We start from the raw sequence: 18,361 nt of genomic DNA on the forward strand, positions 1-18,361 counted from the left end.
AGTCGTTAGTTTTGTTATTCGAATACTTTTACGAAATCCGCGAGATAGGGACCGGTGATGCCTAAGCCCTCCACGTCCTCGATAGAGTCCACCCCGAAGCTGCGAATGAAATGCCGCACCTCGGTACGCTGGTCGTCGGAACTGCCCAGCATTCCCATGTCGAACAGCTCCCCTACTGCGACCAAAGCACCCATCTTGAAGAAATCATTGCCGTTGGCGCTTGTCATACTCATGGAACCTCCTTGATCGAATTGCCGTTGACGGGGCCTATTATGACGTGCGCCGCTGCATCGCATGTACACGAATACGGACATCTGTTTGTTTTTTTTGCTTCCGCTTACGTCCTTCTTGTCCCACCGCCCAGCTTGGGCCCATGCGCCCCGTGCTCAAACAGTCCTGCTTTGGAGAAATGCCCGCTGGACATTTCTCGTCGTGCGGAACTGCGCGCGGGGAGCATGGGCCCAAGCTGGGCTGCTAAGGTCTGGAAAGCAGCCACATCCCAAGAAGGAACGTCCTCCGCGTACGCGGACACCTCTCTACATATAAAATAAGCGCCGCCCGGAGAGGACGGCGCTTCGGATGCGAATGCGGATTAGTTGGTGCTCTCCTGACGGACGAGCTTGGAGGAGCCTCCGTAGATCTTGCGAAGCAGCGGCTTCTCGATCTTGCCTGTAGCGTTGCGCGGCACCTCGGCGAAGATGTAGCGGCGCGGGCGCTTGTAACGCGGAAGACCCATGCAGAACTCCCGCATCTCCTCTTCTGTCTTCTCCTGGCCGGGCTTGAACTCGATGATGGCCGCAGCGATTTCGCCCAGGCGCTGGTCGGGAACGCCGATGACCGCCACGTCCTTGATGGCGTCGTTGGAGCGCAGGTAGTCTTCGATCTGGACCGGGTAGATGTTCTCGCCGCCCATGATGATGACGTCCTTCTTGCGGTCGACCAGGTAAATGAACCCGTCGGCGTCCACTTCCGCCATGTCGCCGGTGTACAGCCAGCCGTCGCGCAGCGTCTCTGCCGTGGCTTCGGGGTTGTTGTAGTAGCACTCCATCACGCCGCCGTCGCCCTTCAGGCACAGCTCGCCAACCTCGTGGCTGCCAGGCTCGACCACTGTGCCGTCTTCCTTGCGGACCTCGGCCTCCCAGCCGTAGCCGGCGATGCCGATGGCGCCCACCTTGTGGATGTTCTCGACCCCCAGATGCACGCTGCCGGGCCCGATGCCTTCAGACAGGCCGTAGTTGGTGTCGTACTCGTGATGCGGGAAGACGCTCTTCCAGCGTTTGATCAGGCTAGGCGGCACCGGCTGGGCGCCGATGTGCATGAGGCGCCACTGACTCAGGCGGTAATCGTCCAAGTTCACCTTGCCGGCGTCAATGGCGTCCAGGATGTCCTGGGCCCACGGCACCAGCAGCCATACGATGGTGCAATGCTCCTCGGACACCGTGCGCAGGATCCACTCGGGGTTCACGCCGCGCAGGATAACCGCACGGGAGCCCACCGTCAGGCCGCCCATCCAGTGCATTTTGGCGCCCACGTGGTACAGCGGCGGGATGCACAGAAAGCAGTCGTCGTGGGTCTGGCCGTGGTGTTTCTGCTCGGTGATGGCGGCGCGCATCAGGCTCTTGTGCTTGTGCAGGATGGCCTTGGGGAAGCCGGTCGTGCCGCTGGAGAAATAGATGGCGCCTAGATCGTCGTCGTCGATGGCCACGCCAGGTTCGTCGCTGGAGAAGTGAACGGCGCGGGCCAGCAGGTCTTCGCAGAACTCGGGGCAGCCGTCGCCCACGAAGTAGGTCTTCGTAACCGTGGCCAGAGAGTCGTGCACCTTCTCCATGCGGCTGATGAACTCAGGCCCGAAAATGAGCGCATCGGATTCGGACAGGTCCAGGCAGTATTTGATTTCTTCGGCGTCGTAGCGGTAGTTCAGGGGCACCGCGATGGCGCCGGTCTTCAGCACGCCGATGTAGATGGGCAGCCACTCCAGGCAATTCATCATGAGGATGGCAACCTTGGTGCCTTTGCCGAAGCCTTCGTCCAACAGCAGATGCGCCGTGCGGTTGGCCATGGAGTTGAACGTGCGCCACGTGAGCTCGCGGCGGTAGAGGTTGGACGGATTGGCTTCGACCAACTCGGCTTCGCGCCAAGAGCTGCCGCGGCTTGCACGAACCTCCGGATTGACTTCGACCAATGCGATATCGTCACCGTATTTGGCGGCGTTCATGATCGAGAAATCGGTAATGGGCATTGGATGCACCCCTTTACAGTCATGTTCAGCATATCTGCGCCGCTATACGCAACGGCATAAAGTTCGCAAATTCGAAGTATACCGCTCTAAAGCCATGAAGTACGGCACATCGAGAACTCCGACCGAAATAACGTGTTGCCGTAAGGCATTCCGAAGGTTGGCAGGGGCGTGCCCGCCGCCAGCTCCCTGCAGCCTTCATGCAACGAGAAACGCATTTCGTGTGCACTTAAGGCGATAATCTGCAAATAATGAAACAGGAAACCTTCCGGAAGGCAAGTTCTTACGATAGTTAATCCACAGATAGGCTCTATATGTGGTGTAAAACATGGTTCAATCAGGCGAAAATCGCATTCAGACGTCGTCGGTTTACAGATTATCCGCCTAAGTGCACAGAAAAACGATTTCTCGTTGCATGAGCGGAAACTCGTTGACCGCCCTACCCTGTCAGAACACGCGCCGTGCCACTCGCGGCGTAAGGGGCTATACGTAAAAACACGCCAATGACCAGCATCTATGTTCTTCACATTGCCGTTTGGTGGGATTTCGCAATGGGCCTTTGTACGTCAATACACTGTCTTATAATACAGTCATGGTATCCATAGCGGCGAACCGAAAGCCGCCAACCGATTGGAGACACTTCCATGTACACGATCAAGAATTTCCTCCAGAACGACGACGTGACCGTCCTTTCCCAAATGGGAGCGTTCAGCGTCATCGAGTGGAAGCGCGACCTTTCCCTCACTCCCGAAACCGTCCAGAACGCCTGGTTCTGTTCCGAGATGAACGTTCGCCGTCGTCAGGTGGTCGTTGACCTGAAGCAGGCCCCTGTCACCATCCAGGCCGGAGCCATGCAGTGGATGGTCGGAGACGTGTACAACGACACGGGAGTCAAGGGCGCAGGCGATTTCCTCGGCAAGGCCCTGCGCGGCGCTGTGACCAACGAGTCGGCCATCAAGCCTGAGTACAAGGGCACGGGCACCCTGGTCCTGGAGCCCACCTACAAGTACATCATCCTTCTGGACGTCGCCCAGTGGGGTAACAACATCGTGCTGGACGACGGCCTGTTCTTGGCATGCTATTCCAGCCTGAAGCATACCGCGGTCATGCGCTCCAACATCTCTTCGGCAGCCGCCGGCGGCGAAGGCCTGTTCAACCTGGCCATCCAGGGCTTCGGCGCGCTGTGCCTCGAGTCGCCCTGCCCGCAGGAAGAGCTCATCGAAATCGAACTGAACGACGACGTTCTGAAGATCGACGGCAATATGGCGCTGGCCTGGAGCGGATCGTTGCAGTTCACCGTCGAGCGCTCCAGCAAGAGCCTTATCGGCTCCGCAGCATCCGGCGAAGGCCTGGTCAACGTCTATCGCGGTACCGGCAAGGTCCTGATGGCGCCCACCTCTCGCTAATCGCCGGGTCGTTCGCAACCGCAACATTCAAAGCCGGGTCCGCCGACATGGCGGCCCGGCTTTTTGCTGCGTAGATTTCGCCACCCGATCGCATGACATGGTATAGAATAGAGCACGCTCCACACTACGACGAACCGAGGAGGCACCATGGCAAAGCCCGGAAGACCTCGCAAAGATGCGAACGCCGGCGACGCCCGCCAACGCATCATAGACGCAACTGTCGCAATTATCTCCCAGAAGGGCGCGGACGCCGTCACGGTGCGCAGCGTCTGCGAGAAATCAGGACTGTCGAACGGCACCTTCTACCACCACTTCGCCAACAAAGACGAGCTCATGATGGAGTTCGTGCACGATTCGCTGTTCGGCGAAGCCCAGCTCAACCACCCCTTGGACCAGATTGCCGAGCGCATCTGCGACCTGTACCTGCACCTTCTGCACGGCTACATGGGCATGGGCAAGGACTTCATGAAGAGCTTCTACTCCACGAACAACACCGCCCTGTCGGCGTATATGGGAACCCATGACGGAGCCTTCGCGCCTGGAACCATCATGGAGAAAAGCGAGGTGGAAATGCGGGCCGCGCAGGACGCGGGGCTGGTCGACCCCGCAGCGGACGCGCACACCATCTGCTGCGACATCTGCACCATTGTCAAAGGCTGCGTGTTCGAATGGTGCCTGGAAGACGGTCGGATGGATGTGGAAGCCGCCCTCCATCGTCTGGTCGGCAATTACCTCAGACCTTACCTGCGCGGTTGATGCCACGTTCACAACCATAGAACAAGCCGTACGGGGTGCCTTCGGGTGCCCCTTTTTCATACGCGGCAACCGATCTTCGCGTAATTCCGAAAAACTTAAAAATAAAACGCGCTCTAATATTGTCTTTCGTCGCGGCGCATGCTATAGTGTCCCCACCAAATAGAGCACGCTCTATATTTTTCAACAAGAAGGAGGGCGCAACCATGAAGAAGGCAGAAACCGGCATGTCCCGCAGGAACTTCCTGCTGGGTCTGGGTGCGGCAGGCGGAGCTCTGGCGATGGGCGCAGCAGGCTGTGTGCCGAAGGCATCGGGCGGTACGGAGGCATCCCAAGGCCAAGGCGGCGAAACCACCGTGGCCACGGGCACGGGCGTCGGCCGCGGCGGTGAAATCGCCGTCAAGGTGGCGCTCGACGGAACCGTCATCACCTCGGTTTCGGTGGTGAAGCACAACGAGAACCTGCTCATCTCCGATGAGGCGCTTTCGCGCATCCCCGCAGAAATCGTCCGCACGCAGACCACTGACGTGGATGCCGTCTCGGGCGCCACGCTCACGAGCTTCGGCCTGAAAAGCGCCGTGGAAAACGCCCTGGCCAACGCCGGGCTTTCCCGAAACGACCTGACGCAGGTGGCCGAACCCGCCATCCCCCGCGAAGAGCCCATCGCGGCCGACGTTGCCATCGTGGGCGGCGGCCTTGCAGGCATCACGGCGGCCGTGCGCTTGGTTGAGCAGGGCAAGACCGTGGCGTTGTTCGAAGAGAGCGGGCATCTGGGCGGATGCGCCATTGCGGCATACGGCTGGCTCCTGAACGTGGATACCATCATGGAGGCCGAAGAGGGCACCCAAGACTCCCCCGACCAATATGTGGCGCACCTGGAGGACGTGGCCGCGCTGTATGGCGAAAAGCTCGAATACCCCGAGATCGCACGCGCCTATGCCGAGAACAACGGCCCCATGGTGGACTGGCTCGACACCGAGCTGAACGTCGACTTCGGAGCCCGCACCGGCGGCCCGGGCATCTACGACCCCGAGGAAGTGAACCGCATCTACCACTTCAACAACTACGCCCGCAGCGCCGTGCGCACCCTGATCGACAAGCTTCACGAGGGCGTCGCCCAAGGTCAGGCCTCGGTTTCGCTCGAAGCCCGCGTCACGAAGCTCCTGTCTGACGAAAGCGGCGTGCACGGCGTTGAGGTCACCTACGCCGACGGCACCGTCTCCGAATACGAGTTCGCTTCCGTCATCCTATGCACCGGCGGGTTCTGCCACAGCCAGCAGCTCCAGCAGGACTTCGGCATTTACGAGAACGTGGGCACCTGCAACCCCTCCACCGCGGAAGGCCACGGCATCGACATCGCGCTCGAAGCCGGCTGCCAAATGGTGCTTGCCGACCGCAGCGCCAGCTACGGCGGCGGCGTGAACCCGCTGGGCGGCGAGCTTCGCTACCTGGCCAACCTTTCCGCCGGCGGCCAGATTTGGGTGGATGCCCGCGGAAAGCGCCTGATCAAGGAGGATGGCACCCGCTTCTCGCAGAAGGCTTGGGACGACGCCGAGCACAACGAGATGTTCGTCGTGTTCAGCGAGGGCACGCTTCCCGCGCGCCCCATCGTGAACTACTTCAGCTACCTGGAAGGCGAGCTTTCGCCGTGGCAGAGCAAGGCCATGCTCGACGAGCTGGTCGAAGGAGGACAGTGGGCCTTCACCGGCGAGACCCCTGAAGAGCTGGCCGGCGCCGCAGGCATCGACCCTGCCGCATTCGCCCAGACCATCGCGGATTTCAACGGGTACTGCAACGCAGGCTCGGACCCCGAGTTCGGCGTCGAGGACCTGCGCAAGCTGGAAGGCAAGCTGTACGCCATCAAGACCATCCCCTATCTGCTCATGGCCCGCGGCGGTCTTCGGGTGAGCCCCAAGGCCGAAGCCCTGGACGAGTCGGGCAACCCCATCGTCGGGCTGTTTGTGGCCGGCGAGCAGATCGGCTTGCACCAATACGGCGGCATGATTTCCAACGGCGCCGGCCTGGGCGGAGCCACCACCTGGGGATACATCGCAGCTAACACGGTAGCGTCCCTGTAACGAGCGTCCGTCCCGCAACGGGGCGGACCTCTTCCCCTCAGGCGTCCGACGCGTCCGAACAACACGCCATGCGGACGCTTCAGGGGAAGAGAACCCGACACGAAAGGATACGCGATCACCATGAACATCACCTATTGGTCCGATTTCGCTTGCCCGTACTGCTACATCGGCGAGACGCGCCTGAAGAAGGCCATCGATTCGATCGGCATGACAGGGCAGATCGACGTGGAAATGAAGGCGTTCGAACTCAATCCGGACGCGTCCTACGAAGTGACCGGCCCCACACTCGACAGGTTCGCCGCGAAATACGGTCTGACGAAGGACCAGGCCGCCGAACGCATCGAAGGCATCAGCCAGATGGGGCGCGAAGAGGGCCTCGATTTCAACTACGCCACCACGCTGAACACGAACATGTTGGACGCGCACCGGCTGACGAAGCTGGCCCATTCCCTGGGAAACACCCGCTTCGAGGAGCTGTGCTACCGCGCGTACTTTACGGATAACCTGGTCATGGCCGACCACGACGTGCTTCGCGGCCTGGCTGCCGAAGCGGGTCTTCCCGCCCAGGACGTGGAGCGGGTCCTTTCTTCCGACGAATTCGCCGACGCCGTACGCGCCGACGAGCACACCGCATACGCCATGGGCGTGCACGCGGTTCCCTTCTTCGTTATCGACGGGACCTACGCGGTTTCGGGATGCTATCCCACCGACGATTTGGCGGACGTCATCAAGCAGGCGCTCGCGAAATCGCAGGAACAAGAGACGGCCCAGGGCGCTGCCTGCGGACCGGACGGGTGCGCTCTCTAATGACCGTTGAAGTGCATCCCCTGATCGCGCGGGACGTGTTCGCCACGTACGGGTACTTCGTCATAGATTCGGACACCGGCTGCGGCGTGCTGGTCGACCCTGGCGCCCAGCCGCAGCGCTTTCTGAAAACGGTGCAGACCCACGGGTGGAACATCCGAGCCATCCTCCTTACCCACGGGCACTTCGACCACACCGGTGCTGTCAACGCGCTGCGGACATCCTGGGAAATCCCCGTGTACGCGCACGCCTCGTCGGATGCCTATCTGCTCGATGCCGTCCTCAACCTTTCGGCGGGGTACGGCCGCGATGTGGTTGTCGAAGGCGCGCTCCGTTTCGACGACAGAGACGTCATAGAGGTCGCCCCCGGTTCGCAAGCCATGCTCCACGTACTGCATACGCCTGGGCATACGGACGATTCCTGCGTGCTGTATTGCCCGCAGGCGGGCATTGCCCTGGTCGGCGACACCGTCTACGAAGGAGGACCCGGGCTGACGGTGTTTCCCACCGGTAACGCGCAGATTTTGGAGAAGTCCCTGCGCTCCAAGGTGCTGACACTGCCGGACGACACGCAGCTGCTTTCCGGTCATTCGCAACCTATGACAGTCGCGGACCTTCGCGCATGCCTGGATCGAAGCCCCAGGTAAAACAGCAACGCAGGGCAAGTCCGGCTAGGACCGTGCCCTGCGTTGCATTTCAGCTTTATGCCTTTTCGAGCAGATGCTTTACTTCTCTCCAGGAACCTTCACTTCCAGGTTGGCGCATCCAGGTTCGCGCACCTCGACGCCTGAAGACGTGACGCGCGAGTTCGGCGGAACCGACTGGGTGACGAAGGTGCTGCCCGCAATGACGCTGCCGGCGCCCACCACGGTGTTGCCGCCCAGCACGCTGGCGTTGGAGTAGATGGTCACGTTGTCCTCGATGGTGGGATGGCGCTTCTTGCCCGCCAGCTTCTGACCCGCCCGCAGCGAGATGGCGCCCAGCGTGACGCCTTGGTAGATTTTCACATGCTCGCCGATCTTCGTGGTCTCGCCGATGACGACGCCGGTCGCATGGTCGATAAAGAAGAACCTGCCGATATCCGCACCGGCGTTGATGTCCACACCCGTGTGGCTGTGGGCGTATTCCGACATGATGCGCGGGATCAGCGGCACGTTCAGCTCGTAGAACACGTGGGCGATGCGGTACACGGAAATGGCGAAGAACCCCGGGTAGGAGTAGATGATTTCCTCCCTGCTCTGGGCTGCGGGATCGCCGTCGTAGGCGGCCTGCACGTCGTCGAACAGCATGCGCTGGATTTCAGGAAGCCGATAGAAGAAATCAGAGCAGATCTGGCTGGCCTGGGCGTCCGCCTCGTGGTACGAAAGGTTGTCGCCCCCGCGGAACAGCAGCGCCTCGCGGACTTCGCGATGCAGCTCGTATTCGATGTGGGTCAGCGTCTCGCCGATGAAGTACTGGGGGCCCGATGCGCAAGGCCGTTCGTCCCCGAAGTAGCGGGGGAACAGCACGCGGCGTAGATCCTTGATGATGCCGACGATTGCCGACCGGCTAGGAAAATGGCGATTGGGGCTGTCGAATTGGATCAGGTCGGAATCATAGTTTTTGACAAGCTCTGTGACGATGTCGTCTAGTTTCTCATTAAACATGTTTCACCCATTTCAACGAGCCGCGACCATCCCATCGTCACGGCGCCTGCAGTTGTGCAGTGTACAGCATCAGGCTTCAATTTGGATGGATAATGCCTACTTTTTTGGTGGGTTTTTATACAAGAAGGGCGGGCGGTCGGGCCGCGGACCGGTGACGGCGCGGTCGGGCCCGCAAACCGACGGCGTGCGGAGCTTAGACTTTGGCTTGGTCCGCAGCGTCCAGGTGGGCCCGCCGGAGGTTTACAAGATACAGGGCTGCCATCGCTGCGAACGACACGCCCATGATGACGGCGTTGGCCAGCACGAAGTTCGACCATCCCGCCGTGGCGACAACCGTCCCCAACGACGTGAGAACCGAGTACAGGAAATTCGCCAACGACGAGGCCGAACCCACCAGCTCGGGCGGCTGGCGGAGCAGGATGACGAACGCCAGCGGGCGGGCAATGCCTTCCGACAGAGCGAAGGGCACCAACGCCGCGAAGAACACCCACGGCCCGTTCTGCCCCCAAAGGGCCATGATCACGAAGGCCATGCCCATGAGCACCACGCACACCACCAGGATGCTTCTGGATTTCAGATACCTGGATAGGACCAGGTACGCGTACGGGGCCACGATGCTTACAGCGGACACCGCCGCGTACACCAGGCTGTATTCGAGATACGACACCGTGAAGAAGTCCAGTAGCACATAGGATGCCGTGGCGATGAACGCGTAGTACGGCACGCCTGCGACGGACATGAACAGCGCCAGGTTCCGGAACGTCTTCTGGCCCATCAGCGTCTTGAAGCCGCCGAGCATCTCGTGGAGCACCGCCGAGCCCGAAACAGATGACCTGGATTGCTCGGGCAGTGTCTCGTCGATGAGCATCGCGAGGCCCACGCTGATAACGCTCAGCACCGCCAAGAGCACGAAGATACTGCGCCATCCCCAATGCGCCATCAAGAACGTTCCGAGGAAAGGTGCCACGGTCGGCCCGATGATGATGGTGGACTGCAGCAGCGTCATGGCAACCTTCGTGCCTTCGATATCGTACGCGTCGCCCACCATGGCCGTCACCAACGTGACCACGCCGCCGTAGCCGATGGCCTGCCCCACCCGAAACGCCGTGAGCACCGCCACGCTGGGCGAAGCGGCGCAGCCGGCCGAGCAGATGGCGAACAGCACGCAGCACCCGATAAGGACCTTCCGGCGCCCCAGCCGGTCGCTGATCGGCCCGAAGACGATAATGCCGAACGCCATCGTGAAGAAGAACGCGAACATGGTCATGTTCAAAAGCGCCGCCGACACCGAGAACTCCCTCATCATGCTGGAAAGCGCAGGGGCGTACATGTCTTCAGCCAAGATAAGGAATATATGGATGAGCAGCAGACATGCCAAGAATGTCCGCGGTCCGAGACGTTTCTGTTCGACAATAAGATGCATGGGGGCATGATACCCCACCTGCCATCCCGCCAGCGACCTGCGCACCCGTTCTCCTTAAACCCAGGCCATACTCCAAAAGATATTGACAGGTGCAGAAATAATCGCGTTCAGGCTTTTCTCTCCCATAATCCCTACCGTAGTGGTAGACTTATGCATGCATTACCACACTCGTCCTTTTGGGGTCATCATGATTTACAAGAACGCACTGGAAGCCATCGGGCACACACCCCTTATCGAGCTCCAACGCATATCCGAACCGAACGCCGCGCGAATCCTGGTCAAATACGAAGGTGTCAACATCGGCGGATCGGTCAAGACCCGCACCGCCTACCAGATGATCCTGGAGGCCCAGAAACGCGGCGAAATCACGTCCGACAGCATCGTCGTCGAACCCACCAGCGGCAATCAGGGCATCGGATTGGCCCTGGTGTGCGCCGTGCTCGGACTTCAGGCCCGCATCATCATGCCGGACTCAGTGTCCGAAGAGCGCCGCAAGCTGGTGCGCCACTACGGCGCCGAGGTGATTGTCGTGCACGACGAGGGCGACATCGGGAAAGCCATCCAGGAATGCATCGACATCGCGCTTCGCATGAAGGCCGAAGATCCTCGGGTCTACGTCCCGCAGCAGTTCGAGAACGAGGACAACCTGCTCACCCACCGCTGCCACACCGCCCTCGAAATCGCCGAGGACGCCGAAGAGGCCATCGACGGATTCTGCTCGGGCATCGGAACGGGCGGCACCATCTCCGGCATCGGCCAGACCTTGAAGCGCCTCTACCCCGACATCGAGATCTGGGCCGTCGAACCCGAGAACGCGGCCATCCTTTCCGGAGGCGGCATCGGAACCCACTTGCAGATGGGCATCGGCGACGGGCTGATTCCCGCCATTCTCGACCAAGAGGTGTACGACGACATCTGCGTCATCACGGACGACGAGGCCATCGAGATGTCCCGCCGACTGGCCCGCGAGGAAGGCCTGCTGTGCGGCGTGTCTTCGGGCACCAACGTCGCCGCCGCCCTGAAGCTTGCACGCAAGCTCGGACCTGGCAAAACCGTGGTCACCCTGCTGCCCGACACGGGTGAGCGTTACTTCTCCACGCCGCTGTTCGACGGCGAATAATCCGCACATATACAGACGAAATAAAACGAGGGGTTCGGTACGGGCCGAACCCCTCCCGTATGCCGTAGCCGAGTATGGACGGGCAGCTACGGGCATCCGTATTGGGAGCATGCGCGAACGCCTTCGTGAACGGGTACCATGTGTGTTGACAACTGCATACCGAAAAGCATGCTCACTACGTACCGCTCTCTTCGACGGGAAAACCCGTTTCCGACCCCCTTTAATCACGGACGTCGACGCAGCAAACGCGGAGGCGCGTTCCCAAGTGCGTTCAGTTTGATGCATTTTATAGACCAATTCAATAGGCTGGTATATGCGTTAGACTCAGGTAACTTGTTTTATGCGTTCTACCTGGGCAAACAATGTGTCCACCAAGGCGTGCCGATGAACTTTGTTGCACGTTGCACACAATAATAACACCTGTTATCTGGCAGCCGAAATACAGAAAAAAGCCCCGCCGCCGGCTGAAACGCTGCCAAGCGACGGGACCTTCTATTCCGAATATGCAAGCAGCACCCGTTAGGCTATGCCCATCCAAGCCTGCACGATGGGGACGTATTGGATGACGACCACCAGCAGGATGAGGACCGGCAGCACGTAGCGGGCGTATCCAAGCGCCCAGCGCGGGAACTTCGGACCGTCGCCGGAGTCGACCTCGGCCAGGAACTTGTCGACGCCCCACCCGTTCTTGCCGACGCAGAACAGCAGGAATACAAGTGAGCCCAGCGGCAGGATGTTGTCGGAGATCAGGAAGTCCTCCACGGACTGGATGTCGCCGATGCCCGGGATCACCAGATCGGAAAGAACGTTGAAGCCGAACAGGCACGGCAGGGACAGCACCGTGATGAGCAGGCCGTTCACAAGCACGGCCTTGGTGCGGGTGGTGCCCCATTGGTCCATGGTGAAGCTCATGATGTTCTCGAACACCGCCACGACCGTGGACAGCGCGGCGAAGCTCATGAACACGAAGAAGAGCGAACCCCACAAGCGCCCGCCCAGCATCTGCTCGAAGACGTTCGGCAGCGTGATGAACACCAGGCCGGGGCCGCTATCGGGCTGGATGCCGAAGGCGAAGCACGCCGGGAAGATGATGAGGCCGGCCAGCAGAGCGACGATGGTGTCCAAGACGCCGACACGCAGCGCCTCGCCCGTAAGGCCGTGGCTCTTGTCGATGTAGCTTCCGAACACCGCCATGGCGCCGATGCCCAAAGACAGGGTGAAGAACGCCTGGCCCATAGCCGCCGTGGCCGCTTCGACGAATCCCATCGGCCCGTTCGCGAACAGTTTCCCGAAGTCGGGCTTCAGGTAGAACGACAGACCGTCGCCTGCGCCCTCGAGGGTGACCGAACGGACGCACAGCGCGATGAGCACGACGAACAGCGCGCTCATCATGATTTTCGTCAGACGCTCGACGCCGTTCTGCAATCCCAGGTAGGTGCTGAGCATGCCGATTACGACGACGACCAGCATCCAGAACAGCATCTCGCCCGGGTTTGCCAGCATGCCGCCGAAAACGCCGCCCACGGCTTCGGCGTCCAGGTTGGTGAAGGTGCCCGACGCGAATTTGTACACGTAGTTGAGCATCCAGCCGGCGACCGTGGTGTAGAACATCATAAGCAGGTAGTTGCCTGCCAGGCCGATCCATTTGAACACGTGCCATTTCGAACCCTCGGGCTCCAGAACGTCGAAGCTCTTGGCGATGGACTTCTGGCTGCCGCGGCCGACCGCGTACTCCATGATGAGAATCGGAAGCGCAAACGCGACCAGGAAGAACAGATACATGAGGACAAACGCCGCTCCGCCGTACTTGCCGGTGATGAACGGAAAACGCCAGACGTTACCCAAACCGACGGCACAGCCTGTGCTGACCAGGATGAAGCCCAATCGAGAACCGAAGGACTCGCGTGAGGAATTGTTGTTGTTGACTGCCATAACCATCCCTTTCAAAACAATGCGTTGAACAGTTTACCAGCCATCCAACCTTATGAAAGCATGTACTTAAGGTTTTTTACGCATTGGCCCGACCGCCTGCCACAGCTGCAAGGCATGCATTGTTGTTTGATTTATCCCCAACCGAGCTCTATACTCTCAACGGGGGCTGGGCCATCGAGCAAATCCGGAAAGAGGAACTGCAATGGCTCGCATACAAGACGTCTACGGACTCTTCGAAAAAATTCAGAGCGCCGACATCTCGGTGTACCAGCAGCGTTGCGTCGCCGTGCGCAACCGCAATGCCTCGTGCATGCGCTGTGCCGATGCCTGCACCTCGGGCGCCATATCCATCCAGAACAACGAGCTGGTCATCTCGCCTGAAAGGTGCATCGGATGCGGCACCTGCGCCACCGTCTGTCCGACCTGCGCCTTGGAGGCCCACAGGCCTAACGACGCCGAGCTGCAGAAAGCCGCCGTTGCAGCTATGCAGGCAAACGACGGCGTGGCCGTGCTGGCCTGCCGCAGAATCGTCGACTCCGCCCGTGACCTGGTGGATGCCAAGAAGATAGTCGCGGTTGAGTGCCTCGGCCGCATAGAGGAATCGCTGGTCACATCCCTGGTCGTTGCCGGAGCACGCAAGATTGTCATGGTCAAGTCCGACTGCGAGGCATGCGAGCACACGAAAGGCCTGTCCACCGCCTGCGCCGTACGCGACACCTCAAACGAGCTGCTGCGCGTCTGGCAGAACCCGGTCCGCGTGGAGATTTCCGACAAGTTCCCCGGCTCAGTGCGAGCCACAGAGAAGGCCCCCTACGACGAACGACGCCGCAACTTCTTCTTCCGCGCGAAGGACGAGGCGACCCGCGTCGCGGGCATCGCCGCAGACGAAGCCGCGAAAAAGACCTTAGGGATCGAAGACGCCCCTGAACCGCCCCGCTACGTCAAGGTCATGGACGATGGAACGTTGCCCCATTTCATCCCCGACCGCCGTGAACGACTGTTGGATAACCTGGCTGAACTGGGCGAACCTCTCGACGAGCTCATCGAGACGCGGCTGTGGGGGCATGTGGTCATCGATCCGGACACTTGCATTTCCTGCCGCATGTGCGCGACGTTCTGCCCCACCGGCGCCATACAGAAATTCGACGACGAAGACGGCACCATCGGCATCGACCACTATCCCGGCGACTGCGTGCGCTGCCGTTGCTGCGAGGACATATGCCCCAGCAACGCCCTCACCCTGTATGACGAGGTTCTTGCCGAAGACCTGCTTTCGGGCGGGGTGGAACACAACGTCATGCATCCACCGAAATACGATATGTCCAGCTCGAAGCGAACCCGCACGATGTTCCGCGACATCCTCGGCTGCGAAGACATCTTCGATCGATAGGAGCCCGCCATGCAACGACTCGACATGGAGCAGGCCCTTGCAGCCGCGACGGCCACGATGCGCGTGACCGCACCCGTCGGAGCCGGCAAGACGGAGTTTCTGATCCGCCACGCCTGTGCGCTTGTGCAGAACGGCCTGCGCCCCAGCAGCATCTGCCTTGTGGTCAACTCCGAAATGGCCAAGCTTGCCGCCAAACGCCGCCTGTCGCAGACCTCGGCGGCAGGCGTGCGCATCACCACAGCCCGGGAGCTTGCCCTGCAGGTCCTGTCGCTGCCCGAGGCCCGCACCGTCATCGGCCGCAGCCCTCGCGCGGCTACCAAACAAGAGGTCTCCTTCATCCTGACCGACCTGCGCCTTACGGGCATCGATTCGAATACGCTCCGGAAAGTCGTGGCCGATCCGACGGCGAAGCCGGACTCCCCCGATGGGCAACGCGCCCGCGATGTCCTGTTCGACCTGTTGAAACGCTACGACATCCTACTCGATTGCGAAGTTGCGCCCTCAGCCGTTCAGGCGCTCGGGTCTTTGGCCGAGGTGCCGGAGCGCCTGCGGTTCCAGGCGGTACTCGTCGACGATTATCAGAATCTGTCTGCCGCATCGCAGGCCCTGTGCGAAATGATGGCCCGCGAACGTTTCGTCGTCGCTGGCAACGCGGACCAGTTCATCGATGGGTTCGACACGAACCCCAACCCCCGCGGTCTCACGGATTTCGAAACGGGCAGGCCCGATGCCGCAAGCATAGAGCTTGAAGCGCCAGACACCGCCTATCCGCGCATTCGGGCCTTTGCGCAGGCCGCCCTCACTCAGGACTCGTCCGCGTTCGACAGGCTTGTCGAATCGGGGGCGGTCGAGCCCGACGACGACCATGCGGTCCTGGTCAAATGGCGGACGCCCGCAGATGAGATGGCGAACCTGCCCGATGTGGTGCGCCGCCTGCTGGCCGCCGAGGAGGGCCTTGTGCCTCGCGACCTATGCATCGTCACGCCGAACCACACCTGGACGCGAAGCGCCCTCAAAATGTTCAAGCGCGCGAAAATCGCCGCCACCGCCGCCCAAGGCAACGACCCTTTGCGCGGCGACCCCCGCAGGCAGGACGCAAGCGGCATGCTGGAGGCGTTCGTGCGCGCCCATCTGCTGGCAGACAGAAACGACCTGATGGCATGGCGGATGTGGTTGGGCCTTGGCAGGCGCGACCTGGCCAGCAAGGACTTCGCCGCCCTGGCGGATGCCGCGCAAGACCACGCCGCCGAACTTGCGGCCATGCTGAACGGGAATGCCGAGCTGTCCGCCGACACGCCGCCTGAACTGCGCGCACGCATTGCCGAAGGACGCGCTCTTATTGCGCGATCCGCCGAAAAGCAGGGCTACTCGCTCATCATGGCCTGCATGCCCGAACTGGACGAGGACTTCGAAAGCCTGGTGGGTGAGCTGAAGGGTTCCGAAACCGCCGCCGAGCTGGCGGCGACGCTGCGAAAGCACGTCTTCTCCCCGGTCGTGTCCGCCGACCCGGCTTGCGTCGTCATCACTCCCTACCGGCAGCTGCAAGGCCTGAGCCCCAAGGCGATCGTGGTCCTGGGGGCGGTCGAAGGCCTCATGCCCGCCGCCGCGCAGCTCGACGGCGAGCGCCAGGCGCAAGCCGCACGCCGCCTGTTCTGCAACGCTGTCGGCAAGGCGCAAAACCGCCTGGTCGTATCCACTTTCCAGAAGGCACCGGCCGCATTCGCCGAACAGTTCCGCCTGGTGGAGAAACGCCGCAAGGCAGAACGCGGCCAGACCATGGCCATGCTCGCCCGCACCCGGTTCGTCGACGACGCGGGAAACGCGGCCCCGCCCAGCCAAAGCGGCGAGCAGTTCGTCTAACCGAAAAAGCCCGGCTGTGCGCCGGGCTTTCCCATACTTGTATGCATGCGGGGTTACTTTCGCTCGATCTTGTCGAGAAACTCCTGCTTGGTGTGGACGTCCATCTTCTGGTAGATATGCTGCAGATGCGTGGTCACGGTTCCGCGGGACAGCACCAGCTCCTCCTGGATGCGGGCGCTCGTGCGACCCTTCGCGAACAACATCATGACCTCGGTTTCGCGGGGCGTCAGGCCGTACTCTTCCGCAACCTCCTTGCAGCGGTCCTTGAACGGCGTCGGATGGTTCGCCTGCGGTCCTTCGCCCGAGGATGGGCTTTCCGGCCCGTCTTCTTCGTCGGCCCCGTCCTCCTCATCCATCTTCGTGATGTCGATCATGTCGTCCTCGCGCAGGATAAACAGGTACGACCACAGCACCATAAGAGTGCAGACCAGGGCGGCAAGGCTCACCGCCTGCGGCGTGAACTCGATGGCACCCACGACCCAGGTGGAGACGATCTGACCGCATGCCACACCCAGCGTGACCATGCCCCAGCCCACGCCGAACACCACCATAGACGACAAGCGGTACGTGTAGGAAGTCTCGGCCAGCACCATCCAGATGATGACGTTGAAGCAGTTGTAGCTGATCAGAGCGAAGGTTCCGTCCTTGACGGACGTGCCTGCCAGAACCGGCAGCAGCAGGATGAAGAACGCCATGATGAACATGACGAACTTGTACATGGCACGGGTGGTGCCGTCTTTCGCCAGAAGGTGGTACCCCACCAGAAGCGTCATCATAACCAGGCAGCTCAGAATCATGCCGGGCTGGTAGAAGTCCATAGGCGCGATATGGTTGATGTGCATGTAAATCTGCCTGATGAGGCTGTCGGCGGTTCCCACCAGAAATGCGCAGGCACCGATGCGCCACGTGAACTCCGACACTTGCATGGGCACGGCCTTGACGGAGGGCTCGCGGCCAGGCTCCCAGACATGGTTCACGGTCAGGTACACATAAGCCGACGCCAGCGGCAGAACCATCGCCACCATAAACGTCGCTGCCGGCGGCATCAGCATCATCGTGGCGTAGATGCATGCCGCGTAAAACGTCGCCACGGGAATCTCGATGTGGGTGTCATCTGGCGGCACGTTGCGGTAGATTTCGCCGTAGCCAAGATCGATGATGCCCGACCCAAGGCCCGTCAGAATGCCGCACAAAAGACCCGTAAGCTCCATGGGTATGTGGGTGGTGAACATGAGGAACGCGCACAGCGTGCCCAGAACGGTGAGGACCGGGCCCATCCAACGGCGGATCGGATGCGTGTTGAACCTCAGAAACCATTCCTCACGCATGGCGGCGGCGAACAGCACGCAGCACAACGTGATGGACGAAATCATGTACACCTGCGGCGGAATGGCCTCGCCTGTAAGCGTGAACGTGCTTGACGCGGCACCTAGGAACAGCAGGAACACCCACGCGCGTTGGAATGCGAAACCGAGGATGCGGGCGTTGAGAAACGAGCTGACCGACAATTCGGCGATGCGTTTGTCCAGTGTCTCCTTGTCGACAATACGACGGAATGCCATGCCCGTTTGACCCCCCTTCCCCCTCTGAATGCAGTGCTAAGCGCGGTAAGTGTATTCTACCATCCGAATAGAATGCCTTCAGCGGTCCGAGATGAGTCGCCTTTTCCCTACTATGCGGTTCATCTGGGATGATTCAAAAATCATGCATAAT

General features: G+C 60.9%; 14 protein-coding genes. 8 read left to right on the plus strand and 6 right to left on the minus strand.

The features are described from left to right. Positions 1-14: 14 nt before the first annotated feature. The gene (locus SHEL_RS11085; protein ID WP_126513819.1) at positions 15-233 is read right to left on the minus strand and encodes a hypothetical protein; all 219 of its coding nucleotides are present in this window, start codon (positions 231-233) and stop codon (positions 15-17) included. Between the two features lie 359 nt (positions 234-592). Beyond that, positions 593-2,239 carry a class I adenylate-forming enzyme family protein gene (locus SHEL_RS11090; RefSeq protein WP_012799371.1) on the minus strand — a complete coding sequence of 549 codons (1,647 nt, stop codon included), beginning with the start codon at positions 2,237-2,239 and terminating at the stop codon, positions 593-595. 641 nt (positions 2,240-2,880) lie between these two features. Between SHEL_RS11090 and SHEL_RS11095 the strand changes: the two genes are divergently transcribed. The 5 genes from SHEL_RS11095 to SHEL_RS11115 all read left to right on the plus strand — a co-directional run bounded on the left by SHEL_RS11095 (position 2,881) and on the right by SHEL_RS11115 (position 7,924). Then, positions 2,881-3,642: an AIM24 family protein gene (locus tag SHEL_RS11095; RefSeq protein ID WP_012799372.1), complete on the plus strand. Its 762-nt coding sequence runs from the start codon at positions 2,881-2,883 to the stop codon at positions 3,640-3,642. Between the two features lie 147 nt (positions 3,643-3,789). Continuing rightward, positions 3,790-4,398, plus strand: a complete 609-nt coding sequence (locus tag SHEL_RS11100) for a TetR/AcrR family transcriptional regulator (RefSeq protein ID WP_012799373.1) — start codon at positions 3,790-3,792, stop codon at positions 4,396-4,398. 203 nt (positions 4,399-4,601) lie between these two features. Continuing rightward, on the plus strand, positions 4,602-6,473 hold the full coding sequence (locus tag SHEL_RS11105) for an FAD-dependent oxidoreductase (RefSeq protein ID WP_012799374.1): 1,872 nt from the start codon (positions 4,602-4,604) through the stop codon (positions 6,471-6,473). A gap of 120 nt (positions 6,474-6,593) precedes the next feature. After that, entirely contained in the window at positions 6,594-7,280 is a 687-nt protein-coding gene (locus SHEL_RS11110; protein ID WP_012799375.1) for a DsbA family oxidoreductase, read from the plus strand. After that, entirely contained in the window at positions 7,280-7,924 is a 645-nt protein-coding gene (locus SHEL_RS11115; RefSeq protein WP_012799376.1) for an MBL fold metallo-hydrolase, read from the plus strand. The genes SHEL_RS11110 and SHEL_RS11115 overlap by 1 nt, the downstream gene beginning before the upstream one ends. 78 nt (positions 7,925-8,002) lie before the next feature. Here SHEL_RS11115 and SHEL_RS11120 read toward each other — a convergent pair whose 3' ends face one another. Both SHEL_RS11120 and SHEL_RS11125 read right to left on the minus strand, forming a co-directional pair. Next, a complete protein-coding gene (locus SHEL_RS11120) occupies positions 8,003-8,923 on the minus strand; it encodes a serine acetyltransferase domain-containing protein (RefSeq protein ID WP_012799377.1) in 921 nt (306 codons plus the stop codon). A 193-nt stretch (positions 8,924-9,116) separates the two neighbouring features. Then, positions 9,117-10,301, minus strand: a complete 1,185-nt coding sequence (locus SHEL_RS11125; protein ID WP_169304524.1) for an MFS transporter — start codon at positions 10,299-10,301, stop codon at positions 9,117-9,119. 232 nt (positions 10,302-10,533) lie between these two features. Between SHEL_RS11125 and SHEL_RS11130 the strand changes: the two genes are divergently transcribed. Continuing rightward, a complete protein-coding gene (locus SHEL_RS11130) occupies positions 10,534-11,466 on the plus strand; it encodes a PLP-dependent cysteine synthase family protein (protein ID WP_050749578.1) in 933 nt (310 codons plus the stop codon). Positions 11,467-11,985: 519 nt separating this feature from the next. On the opposite strand, the gene SHEL_RS11135 is transcribed toward SHEL_RS11130, so the two are convergent. Beyond that, entirely contained in the window at positions 11,986-13,398 is a 1,413-nt protein-coding gene (locus SHEL_RS11135) for a sodium-dependent transporter (RefSeq protein WP_012799380.1), read from the minus strand. 202 nt (positions 13,399-13,600) lie between these two features. On the opposite strand from SHEL_RS11135, the gene SHEL_RS11140 reads away from it, so the two are divergent. Both SHEL_RS11140 and SHEL_RS11145 read left to right on the plus strand, forming a co-directional pair. Continuing rightward, positions 13,601-14,788, plus strand: a complete 1,188-nt coding sequence (locus SHEL_RS11140) for a 4Fe-4S binding protein (RefSeq protein WP_012799381.1) — start codon at positions 13,601-13,603, stop codon at positions 14,786-14,788. A gap of 9 nt (positions 14,789-14,797) precedes the next feature. Further along, on the plus strand, positions 14,798-16,648 hold the full coding sequence (locus SHEL_RS11145; protein WP_012799382.1) for a DEAD/DEAH box helicase: 1,851 nt from the start codon (positions 14,798-14,800) through the stop codon (positions 16,646-16,648). Between the two features lie 53 nt (positions 16,649-16,701). Here SHEL_RS11145 and SHEL_RS11150 read toward each other — a convergent pair whose 3' ends face one another. Further along, positions 16,702-18,210 carry a LuxR family transcriptional regulator gene (locus tag SHEL_RS11150; protein WP_012799383.1) on the minus strand — a complete coding sequence of 503 codons (1,509 nt, stop codon included), beginning with the start codon at positions 18,208-18,210 and terminating at the stop codon, positions 16,702-16,704. Positions 18,211-18,361 lie beyond the last annotated feature (151 nt).

The sequence above is a fragment of the Slackia heliotrinireducens DSM 20476 genome, from assembly GCF_000023885.1.
GTDB classification, from domain to species: Bacteria; Actinomycetota; Coriobacteriia; order Coriobacteriales; family Eggerthellaceae; genus Slackia; species Slackia heliotrinireducens.